Source organism: Pseudomonas sp. MMS21 TM103, from assembly GCF_022132145.1.
Taxonomy (GTDB): domain Bacteria; phylum Pseudomonadota; class Gammaproteobacteria; order Pseudomonadales; family Pseudomonadaceae; genus Aquipseudomonas.
On sequence record NZ_JAJISP010000001.1, the window covers coordinates 460,644 to 472,453 of the forward strand.

General features: G+C 58.0%; 4 protein-coding genes. 1 reads left to right on the forward strand and 3 read right to left on the reverse strand.

Translation table 11 applies throughout. The annotated features are described in order from the left end of the window. Positions 1 to 47: 47 nt before the first annotated feature. Both LJY18_RS02165 and LJY18_RS02170 read right to left on the reverse strand, forming a co-directional pair. The gene (locus LJY18_RS02165) at positions 48 to 1,424 is read right to left on the reverse strand and encodes a hypothetical protein (RefSeq protein WP_238040086.1); all 1,377 of its coding nucleotides are present in this window, start codon (positions 1,422 to 1,424) and stop codon (positions 48 to 50) included. 382 nt (positions 1,425 to 1,806) lie between these two features. Continuing rightward, a complete protein-coding gene (locus tag LJY18_RS02170) occupies positions 1,807 to 7,854 on the reverse strand; it encodes an ATP-binding protein (protein WP_238040087.1) in 6,048 nt (2,015 codons plus the stop codon). Between the two features lie 1,135 nt (positions 7,855 to 8,989). Between LJY18_RS02170 and LJY18_RS02175 the strand changes: the two genes are divergently transcribed. Continuing rightward, positions 8,990 to 11,275, forward strand: a complete 2,286-nt coding sequence (locus LJY18_RS02175) for a hypothetical protein (protein WP_238040088.1) — start codon at positions 8,990 to 8,992, stop codon at positions 11,273 to 11,275. 93 nt (positions 11,276 to 11,368) lie between these two features. On the opposite strand, the gene LJY18_RS02180 is transcribed toward LJY18_RS02175, so the two are convergent. Further along, positions 11,369 to 11,728: an antitoxin Xre/MbcA/ParS toxin-binding domain-containing protein gene (locus tag LJY18_RS02180; RefSeq protein WP_238040089.1), complete on the reverse strand. Its 360-nt coding sequence runs from the start codon at positions 11,726 to 11,728 to the stop codon at positions 11,369 to 11,371. Between the last annotated feature and the right edge of the window lie 82 nt (positions 11,729 to 11,810).

Sequence of the window (11,810 nt, forward strand, 5' to 3'; positions counted from 1 at the left end):
TTTTGGCCGGAAGTACTCTCCGCAGAATCCGTGGTGGTTCAAGAAGATCATGAGGCTGGGCGCAGAGAATAGCGCTCAAACAGTGAGCGATAGAATCCAATGAGCATCTCTTCGGCGTCGGGCAGCCCGAGCTCATGAGCGCCAAAGCGATAGACCTCATACCCAGCAAGTCTCAGGACTCTGTCCGCCATCATCATCTCGGCGTAGAGCTTGGGACTTGCGAGCCCCTCCGGGTCGGAATAATGGTGTTTACCGTCGATTTCTATAACAACCCGCACCCCGCCAGGGAGAAGCAGTAGGAAGTCCATGCGAGACCTCAGCAAGGCTTCCTTGCCGCGTTGTGAGACCGTCTGGGGATCCCAGTGAAACCAGACCTCGGGTAACAAGACAGGAAGCTGGGGAATCGCTGTTGTAAAGGCTTTGAAGAAGCTCTCAAAAGCGAGTTCTTGAGGAGGCGACGACTTTGGCAGGCACGCCTTCAGGCGTCGATAAAGACGACTTTTGGCCTGGCTTTCCTCGATGTCGTAAGTCTGGGAGTACCAGGTCTGCAGATCACGCCACAGGAGCCCGGAACTAGCGATCGGGCGGTCATAGATAAGGACATCCGTGGGGTCGGACATTACCTCGATATCGTTATCCAGCGCGTTGCCCAGTCGCAGGTCTGGCTTCTTCGTGGAAGCAAAGATGAGGTTCTTGGGAGATGACTGCTTGCGTGATCCTATGGTGGCTAAAGTGGCCGTCAGGAACGCATCCTCTCCCATTCCGATTACAACGTGAACTCCGCACTCTCTGAGGGCGCCGTTAACTATTTCGATGAATTTTCGCTGAGCGGGCTCACTGGGCAGCACCCGCGATGAGGCCAACGCTTCAATGAATCGGCCAAATCGAGCATGCGAGGACTGAAACGCCCCGATCTTGTCGAGGAGCGTCACCGAATTCCAGTCGGGATTTTCGATGTAGTGACGGACAATTTCTTCACGAAGTGTTGGGGAGGACCAGGTGAAGTCCATGACCGACATCATGTCGAGTCGCCAGAACTCGCTGAGCACTTGCTCGAAGCCAGCCCTGTCCATATACAAGTCTGTGGTTATGAGCGCCTTCGCCAGTTCTCGTCGGTATCGACCAGGGATGACAGGTACTGTGCCATCGTCCCAAACAAGTTCTTGAAGCTGATCGCGTTCAAGAACGGGAAAGTCAATCAGCTCCAATGCCTTATGAGCGGCAGCCACCCTCTGGGCATCATTCGCAGCTTCTACCGATTTTTGCAGATGCTGCCTCTTGGAGCTGTACTCAGTGCAATCATCGAGCCCTAGTGTGAAGAGCAGCTCAGGGATCTGTGTGTCCGTGTAACGGCCTTTCTGATTTCCCAGGATCTGGCTCAGAGTGTCTCTTAGCATCGCGAGGTTTTGCTGGGTACGAGGCATGCGCTAGGAGTCGTCCTGATGTCGTTCTGGCGATGCTAACACTTACAGATAAGACGTTGAGTCGGGCCTAGCTGCCACAACCGCCTTCCACATGGCACCAGGCGAGGGGATGGACGTGATTGATCTGCCAGTGCGTGGATAGTGGCCAATTGCGGCCTGTGATGACCGGCAGCTGCCGGCCAATAGCTGCCTGTCGTAATCGGCTCAAATCGACTCAAAGCAGAAGCTCGATTTGGAAAGTCCGATGGCTGCTTCGCATCGGGAGCGATCGATCGTTAGGGTACTACGAACGCTAGCCACCGGCCGGAAGCTGCCGTCCGGGACAGCCAGCTCGAGCCAGCATGGCCCCCCTCGCTTGACATCGCCGCTGAATCTGCATGGCTTAGATTGAGTAGCCGTTCTTCGCCGTCTTCAAGAGAGACTGCCCGTAGCTGCTCGGTTGCTTGATCTGCCTGCTTGCGAACACGCTGATGTCCAGGTCCGGCTTCCCACGGGCAGTGGTGACCTGTTCGATGCCTACTGACGTCAGAACGAGGTAGCAACCCTCGCCCCACAGGGACTCCGCATCGATATCAACCGGGCCGGCATCACGCCACCAGCAGAGCCTTGCGACCACAGCGCCGCTCGGGTCGAGGAAGACGCTGGGCTCCTCGTCATGCGCGCTCCAGCGAAGCCGCTTCACCCAGTTCGGGCACAAAGCGAACGAATAGGCCGCTGCGTCAAAGCCCATGTCCACCGAGCAAACAACTCTCCTTACCAGCGTTGGCGCCAGATCATTGTCAAATGCGACGTACTGGCCAAGCCAAACAGCGATGGGCAGCCTGGCATAGCAGTCGTCGAAGTCTTCACTGTCAATCTCTGCCGAGGGTGCTCTAAAGCGGTAGAGGCGGTGCTCCGACAGTCGTGGCTTGAGGATCTTGAAGCGGGATACTTCGGCCACGACTTGGCCGTGGCGGTCTGCTGGGAAGGGGGCAACGTCACCGTCGACTTCGTCAATCCACTTCCGTTCTCGCTCGGACCAACCCGCACTTCGGTTCAACAGCGGCATTCGGATCCACTCGGGACGCCCTCTCGGGAGCTTCAGCGGTCGAGGCGGAAGCGGGCAGCCCAAACGTTCCAACAGCGTCGGCATGTCGCTGCCTTTCAATTTGCCGGCCAGCCGCAGTTCTCCCGCGACGTGGCGAAGTGCGGCAATTGCAATGTAGGCGTGGGGCTTCAGGTAAGTGATCTGCATGTCGAGCACGCGAAGCTGAGTCTCAAGCCTTTTGATGCCAGAGGGCCCGAATGCCTCAAGTCCACCCCAATCCTGGATGAACATCGCCGCGCGTCGGCGGACTGTCATCTCCTCAATGCCTGCCGCCTTCGCGATGTGACGTGCCGTCGAGCGCAACATCTCGGTCCAGCCAAGCGGCGACTCGACGCGCATTGCACCAGTTCTTTCGTCCGTGAATGCCTGGTCGCCCTCTGGCGGGTGCTCGAGTTCAAGGCGATAGAAGAGCGGCAGTGGTATCGCGTCCAAGGGGACAGCCTGCCTCCACCGATGCGACAAGAGCGCGGCTGACTCTGCCACCGCGATGTCACGGTGACTGACCAACGCAGCCACGGCGCTGCCCAACTCGGGGGCAAAGTCCGCGCTGTCAGCAGCCAGCAGCGTTCCGAGCGCCTGCAAGGGGGCATCTAATTCGCCGGCTATAAGTCGCCACATAAGGGACTTGAACAAAGCTTGGCCGAGTCCGGCTTGCCTTGCCAGGCTCAACGTGCAATTGCGTGCGTGTCGCTGAACTTCTGCAACGGGCAGCCGATAGGCAAAGTGCAGCAGATCCTCCAAAAGTTCCGTGTCGCTGAGCGGTAGCTCGCTCGGCTGGAAGGGTCGCCCCAGCTGGAACTCGCGAGTGCAGGCCATCTGCTCCTCAAGTAGCGACCAGATGGCCGGCCAATCCGGCGTCGCGCTGATTACCGGCAGTATCGAATCCAGCTCTGTCAGCAGTGACTGGGTGTTCTCCTGGCCCGCCGTTACTGAATCGACAATGTTCTCGAAGGCGGCTGGGCATGTGGATGGTCCCTGCAAGAGCTTCTTCGCCTCAAAGTAGAAGAACTTACCGCCACCCATCCCCTGGCTCCAGGAACTCCAGGGGTCCTTGCTTGACTCGTAGCCTTGCATCAGCTTCTTGGCGTACTCGACCTCCCCCGCCGCAGCCAACCTTTTAACCATCAGGAAGCGGCAGCGCGCGTCGTCTTGCAAGACCTGCCAGCGCTCAAATATCCTCCGCGCCAGATGAAGCGGGGCCGTCTCGGCCAGATCTCTGAAACGGTACGGGGCGTTGTAGTTCAGTTCGTCGCCATCCGCTTCAAACGCGCGCTCAAGCTGCTCGAGAGTGGTCTCCGAGTCGTACTTGCTTGGCGTATACGAGTGTCGAGGTTCCGGCGCTTCTGACGTCCACCGGGCTACGGCGGCGTCGAGCTCGGCAGATGAAAACCCATGTCTTCCGGCAGCGGTGCGAAGGCGCTGGAGCAGTCCGACCCTCTCGTGTGCCCTGCTGGCTACCTCGATCACCGCCAAAAACATCCGCGCGAGCGGTTCAATCTGTCTAGGTCCTGCGGCGTCGGCGGCGATGTCGATGAAGTCACCGACGTGGTGCGGGTCCCGGTAGTACGGTTCCATGTAGAACGGCAGACACAGACCGCACCAGAGCGTCGCGCAAGCCAAGACGAGTTCAGGGCTTCGCCGCACCATCCCCGTCATGAGCAGGTCAACACGGTTCGGCCAGCCAATCAGATTCCAATCCGCCAGTGTCTTTGACACCTCGAAGCCGAAGCGAGGTCCGACCTGCGTCGCTTCCTCGATTAGCGACATCGTCAAACGATGCGCGGCCGACGACCCTTCCGTTTCGGTCATGCCGCCGACCTGGCGCATTAAGGTCGATACTCGCTTGACCCGGTCCTCCGGGTCAGCGGCGTTCGCAAGGACCAGGATGTCTCGCCAGATTGCGTACTGCGGGTCTTTCTTGGGGGCCAACGCGTAGCCAAGGCATTGCTCGGGAACCGTCGCCAGCAACTGTTTGGCCCGCTCTAAGTCCCCGACCGCAGCCAACGCGATGGCCAGATCGGCCAACCCGTCGATCTGCTCGCTCGGCGTGCTCTCCTGAAGCTCCGCCACGAGTGCGTTGAGTCGATCGACGGCCGCCACCCGGTCACCGTCAACCCTATACGCATCGACGGCCAATCTGCGTCGCAGGTACGCAGTGCCCCCCAGCGTCGATGAGGCGATGGCTGCGTCAATTTCCCGAAGTACCGCACGGTACTCAGTCTCGCCGCGCTTGGCGCCGAGCCTCAGCAGCGCTGGCACGAGCATGGGGACCACTTTGAAGGCCTGCTGGATGCGATATGACTCGCTGCCGCCTTCTGATGTCAGACGTAGGACGTACCCAAGGGCAATGCGGGCTTCGTCCTGGATGCTGCCGGCCGGCACGGACGCGTTGTCGACGGCGGCGCGACCTAGAAGCACGCCTATCGTCGAGGCGTGCTGCTGGAACGGATGAAGGAAGGTGTGCTTCGACGGTGTCGCGCTTGGCAGCGGCTTATTGAGCAGCGTGCAAAGCCTCGCGTGATGCATCACCGCACCGACCAGATTACCCAGCCCAGCCAGGTCCGTCTCGTCGTCGCACATAGAGATCATCGGTGCGACCAGCTTGTCGAACAGGGCCTCGGCTAGGTCACGACGGTCAGCTTCGAATGCAATTAGTGCCATACGGCGTCGGTAGCCGTTGGGTACCTCTACGAAGCCAGGAAGGGCGGCGGCAGCATCAAACAGGGCAAGCGCTTGCGCAACGTCGCCACGCCGACTGGCCACAAGACCTGCGTGAACCATCACCGAAGGTTTGTCTTCGTTGGCTACCCCGAGCTTGCTGCAGAGGTCTTGTGGATCGGCGCCAACCTTCTGAAGGAGCATCGCCTCTGCGGCTTCCCTCCTCAGATGCAGTTGCAGCGCGGCGACAGTTTGCGGATCCACCTTTTCGGGCTGGCGTAGCCCCTCTGCGGCGAGGTGGTCAATCGCTATCTGGATCTGCTCGGTGTCTCGGAAGTGGACGGCGCGCCTTGCCCACCTCTCGAATTCCGTTATGTTGTGGTCGTGCCCGTGGTTCTGGAATTTGGACGTATGGAGCTGCGACAGTGGCTCGAGGCTTTCAAACAGTTCCTTCGCCCGCTGGAAGTCCCCTCGCACTAACAGGGCGTCGACGACCTCGTAGCCCTGGCTGGGGAAGTACTGCACGAAGGCCAGGGCTGCATCAATGTCCCCAACCGCCAGCATCGCCAGCGGAAGCTGGTTGGCGTACTCAAGGGCAGTTTCCCGCCGCCCCACTTCGTCACGACACAGCAGCAGCCGTGCGAAGGCGGTCGCGTCGTGCGTTCCACGCACTGCCAGCAGAGCCAGGCGGATATCAGCGTGGATCTCGGCGATAGAACGCCCGTCAGCCAGTTGCTGCCTGAAGCGAGCGGGCATCGCCAGTGCAAGTACATCGGCACCGTCGCCGGCACGGGCGCGGTAGCGCAACTCAAGCCAGTACTGCGCCGATTCGGGCGGCGCGTTCTTCGCCAACTGGGCGAGGTCGCGGTACACGCGCTGCGAGTATTCGGCATCGACGCTTCCGAGGCGGGTTCGAGGTTGAGCGATGACGAACAGCCGAAAGCTGTTGTGGAAGACGCTCCACCCCTGGGATGAACTGCGGAGCAGGTGCCGTGCAACGATCAGAGCGCGTTCAATCGCGGACTCCTTGACCATTGTGGCCAGCAGCCGCAGGTCCACAGGTGCCTCAGCACGAGCGATGTAGCCCAGCACGTCCATGGCATCGACATCGCTTGCGATCTCGCGCCAAGCAGCGGTGTACACGGTCTCAATATCGCCGTCGAACGGCATCCCGCCGCTGAGAAGGTGCTTACGGCCGGCTTCGTCCGCGTGCAACAGCGCATGAATTAAGTAGCGCGTTGCCAGCGGGTGGCCATGCGATAGATTGCTTAGATCCAATCTTGGAATCTCGGCAGGCAGGCCAAGCGCATCTGCCATCCGGGCGACCTCCTCGCGGCCGAGAGGTCCCATGAGAACCTGTCGCTCGCTTTTCTCCGCTTGCTCTCTTACGGCGGGCTTCAGATTCGCGAGATCCAGCCGCTGCGTGCCGAGGATGAACACAACCCCGCTGGGGATGGCAGAGGGAAGAGGCAGCTCGCCCAGAAGCGAATTGGTCGGCCGCTCTTCGCGAGGCACATGGTCGAGCCCGTCGACGACGATGATTGTTCGGATCCCGTCGTGGTAGAAGCGTTCACCAGCCTGCTGTACCAGGGCGCCGAACTGCTCTCGGCGCTCATGCAGCGAGTCGTCGCGAAGACGAAGTCCAACCAAACCGCTGTTGCGTAACTGCGTGCCGACGTCAGTCAGGAAGTTGTCGGCCTCCCCGCGACCCACGCCTTGAGCAGCACCCGGCACGTACGCCAAGTAGCGAACGAGCCGGATATTAGCCTCAGTGGCCAGCGCAACCTGCAGGAGAGTGGACTTCCCGGAGCCAGGCGGTCCTATGAGTGAGACGTAGCCCTGGTCGGCGGCATGCAGCGCGGCTAGCAGCTTGACCTCAGTGTCACGGTTGCGCTGAACATAGGCGCCGACCGGGAACCGGTGGATAAGCAGCGTCTTGGAGGGATCGCGCCAACCAAGCTCACGAAGCAGCTCGTCACGCGTCCACCTGTCTTTGTCGCGGGCATCGGCGACCAGCTTGGGCAGTACGCTTGCAATCTCGGATGCCTGCCGCGCCTGCTCGGCGTTCAATTTGTGCGACTGGATGAAGTCCGCCGCAGCTCCGCACACCACACGGAGGCTGTGCAAAAAATATTCGAAGTCGTCATCGCCCAGGCCGGCTTCACGGCGCAGGTGGTTGATCAGTCGACTCCATTCCTGCGTGTACCAATCCGCTAGCGGCCGATTTGGATGCTGTTGGAGTTCCTCAAGAAATGCCGCGCTGTGGGGCGGCGTGCCATCGCCTGGCTTGTCAGTAATCGACGGAAAGTCATTAACAACCAGGCGAATCTCGACCCGGCTTCCCGGGTTGTCCTTGCGCAGGCACTGCCAAGCATGAACCAGGGGCCTCAAGAGGCCGTTGGCACCAGTAAACAGCGTCTCAACAGTGAAAGTGCCTGGGAACTTGGACGTCTTGAACTGGTGGCCGACCACCAACCCATCGAAACCGAGCACCAAGTCGTCGGCAATACCCGCGTTGCGGTCTGCGACGCCAATCCAGAGCAGCTCGTCGCGCTCGAGCGCAGCATAAATGGCAGCGCCCGCCCGCTCGTACTGGCCAATGTATCCACGGAGTGCTCGACGTTCGCCTTCAGCCGGCGCAGTTGCAGGAGCTACAGAGGTTGATGGATTCGGTTTCTTGGACATTTTTGGAGCCATGTGAATGGACTAGGTAGTTGACGCCAACTGATACCAAGAAAACTGCTTCAGCATAACCCGAGGCGTCCAGCAACAGACGGTAGATGCGGCTAAGTCATTGAGCGCTGCTCTGAAACGAAGCATGGCCAGCCCCAATCGAAGCGGTCATTCACGAGATGGGTCGTGAATGACTAACATCAGCCTATTCCTGCCGTTCAGTCAGGAAATTCGAGCGACAGGTCGTGGCCGCTTTGAGCCTGTCGCATGGTGCAGGGGCCGGCCAAAAGGAGTCAGTCGGATGTGTCTACGAAACCAGGAGCGATTCAGTAGTGGCTTGGCTTCCCGATCCAGCAGCAAAGCGTTACGAATGCCTCAATCGATGCCCACGTAGACGGACGTAAATAGGGTTCATGATCACTGGCTGGCGACCCCAATGGCAGGAAGCTGTTGGAGCTTCCTGCCACGAGCGCGGGGAAATTGTGCCTACCTTTCGTCGGCAGATTTTTTCTGGATGCGAGATGGGATCCGCTTTAATATCTGGGACTCGATGCCGATAACCTCTACGTTGGACGCTTTCCAGGCCTGCCGGCCTTGCGAACGCTAAAGCCTGTGCTTCACTCACCTCGTGAATCGTTTGGATCAAACCTTCAACGCAATTGCGATGTCGTAACGATGAATTCTGTTGCATTCGTCGAGTGGTTCGTAGGAAAGTGAATTCCGGTGATGAGTTTTTGATCAATCGCCAGTAGAATCGTCGGTCGCTTCAGCTCACTGACGCCTGAAGCCACCCTTACTGACAGTTCGATTGTGTTCGATGATGCCTTCGACGCTCGCACCCTGAGTGCGAACCTGACGTGCCCTTTGGACGAGATAGCCATGAGCCTGCAAGCACTGATTTCCCTGTCCCGTAGCCCTAACAAGGTTGACGCTGATCGAAACGTCTCTAGACGCCTAGAGCAATCGCGCCGGCAGATGGAGATATACGACCGTGAAATCGAGACCCGTATCGCTGCGAAGGCAGTGACTAGCGAGCAGTTGGCGAAGACCTGCAGCCTCTAATCCCTATTTCAAGGAAAGCAGCCGAAAGGCTGCTTTTTTTATGTCTATGACTCCGTATCTCGTATCTCAATTTGCTCAGTCCACCATGACCAATCTGGTGCGCGAATGCTTTGGTTACGATTTTCCGGACATCCTGATAAAGCGCCAAGTAGGTTACATCTTCAATTACCTGAACCGGCTCGACGCGAAAACGGTACTGCTCGAATTTCAGTACGTGGACAAGGATTTCCTGGAAGATTTCTCGCGCTACTACGCCAAGCGTTATGGCAACGATGGACACAAATGCGCCCGGATGCATTTCTTCGCCTGCGCCCTGGATCACGGTATGGTTTTCGAGATCCTCGCTGGTGGCCCGAGAGCCGACGAGTTGGTGAAGACGCTGCAAGCTCATTACCTGGGGTTCATGGTGATCAAGCCGCTTCCCAAAACCTTTATTGGCAAAACCTGCCTCAAGGTGATGGAGGATGAGTCCACCGCGGCAAAACGCAAGCGCCGCCTCAGCCGAAAGTACAAGGTCGACCTTTTTGGGATCAGCCTAAGCGTCGAATCCCTCGCCTTCCAAGAGCAGGACAAGGTCATTGCCGCCTGTGCAACGACAGCCATTTGGTCTGCACTGCATGCCTTGCAGTGGCACAGCATTCGAAGCGTCCATTCGTGTAGCGAGATCACGATGAACGCCTTGAACGACCGCAGCGGTTCGTCAAACAGCTTCCCCAACACGGAGCTGAACACCGAGCAGATGCTGCGCTCCATTGATGCTGAAGGATTGAGACATCACCAGGAAAACCTTCGCGGCACCGATGAAAAACGCTTCTTTGAAACGGTAGTGAGCCACATCGATAGCCAGTTGCCCCTAATTTTCATTGGGGACGTTTACTCGTTGAGCGGGCCAGGCAAGAAAAGACCAACGCGTGAAGGTAACCATGCAATTTGCATCGTTGGCTACAAACAGGATCACGAAAAGATCCTATACATCCATGACGACCGGCTCGGTCCCTACGTCCGAGCAAAGCTGATCCCAACTGCTGGCTATTCCATGAAGCGAAAGCCGATGCGGGAGTCTTGGGCGTTGGCGCTTCAAACGATGAACGAGGATGGCACCTGGAGCGATCCCGTTGAGCTCATCGAGCCTGATGTCCTCATCGTGCCGACAGATAAAAAGGTTCGCCTACCCTTCTATTTTGCCTTGGAGACCTGCGACCGCATCAAAAAGCAGGTCGCCCTGGACTGGAAAACATGGTTCCCCGCAGAAGAGACCAATGTTGCAGATGGAATTTCCTTCCGTATTCGCTTAAGGGAAATTTCCCACATTCGTCAGGAGGTGATAGATCGGAACCTGGACTACAGAACCGTAGAAACACACCCAACAGATGATGACGTCATATCAGAATCAACCGAGCCTTTGATTAGCACGGAACCAGCTGAGCAGGGCCCAGTGACTCTTCAAGGCACCTCCGAGCCAACATCAGCAAACTCCGAGGATGCGTCGAAGCCAGAAGCTGAACCACACGCAGCGGAAGAAGAGCTCAACACTCCGCTCACTCCGTCTGCAGAAGAAACCGAACTGTGGCAAAAGGAAAAGGTTAAGTTCCTGACAAAGGGCTTTGCCAGGTTCCAGTGGGAGGCTCAGTTTCTATTCAACGGCCTGCCGATCTTCAAGGTTTTCATCGATGCTACAGACGTTCCTCAAGGTGACGCGGTCTCAGCCGTGTTCACTGATAACCTGATCCTCGGGACAGGCATACTGAGGCTGCTGCGGTTGAACCCAACGGCAGCAAGCTTCAAAGCAAAGGATGGCCAGTTCTTCCCGTCATTCATGCGCCGCCTCGTCGAAGTGGACGCGTCTATAGACGCCTACCTGGAGGAGACCTATGGGGGGCTAAGAGCTCCTCTCTACCTCAAGGCACAAGAAATTCAAGGCCAAGACATTTTCAATAACCCGACAGCTGTCCGGCTCTACGATGCTCCACGTATGCCTATCGTAGAGCTGAACAAAAAATTCGCCTCTCGCAGAACAACCTACCTAATTTGGGCTGTCGCAAAAGATGGAGCACTGCTAATCGGCAAGGAGTTCGAGGTGAAGATCGATGGTCGACTGGAGAAATGCGGGCACCCCAGCATCACCGCATTTCAACCTGCTCGGATTGCCGGAGAAATGCACAAGATTGGTAACGGTACTTGGCAGATCAACGCCAAATCGGGCCGCTACAGCGGGGACTACCCGAACAGGGATGATCTGCTCCAGAACGCCCTATATAAATTCCAACAGTTCTTCCCGGCTGAGGCATTTATTATCCAACCTGCTGCGAGCACTGCCGTTATGCCCTCGACCGGAGCTCCAGAAGACGAGCCAGGCACTGCGAGCGCGTGAAGCGATAAAAATCGGAAGCGAATCGGACGTCCATAATAGGACTCCATAATTGACTATAAACGCCTATAAAGCTCACCCAAGAGCGGTAAGCCCCTAGGCCGGCAAGCCGTGCTCGAGCGCGTGAATCACTTGCAGTACTGCCCTACGGCCCGGCTCAGTAACGAGCAGATCGATCGGCCGCTCGGAGGCTAGCGCCAGAATCGGTGAGGTCAGCCAGCGCAGCGCGCCATCGAGATCTTCCTCATGGAGTTCCAATAGGGCGTCCAAGGTCTCGACGAGACGACAAAACACCTCGCCTGTCCGGGCAGACATCACGGAGTGTCGAAACGAGGTTCCCACCCACCTTGCGACCTGTGTGCGACGCAACCCCAGTTCATGCGCCAGATCCGCAACCAGCGTGACCGGAAGCCCGGCCAGCAACGCCTGATGCATCCGGTAATGCGTTTTTGGCAAACCTAGCCGATCGTAGGGTAATCCCCCCTGAAATCAGTACTCGTCAGAAGTAGAATTTTCTCCTAATCGGATCAAGGAAATT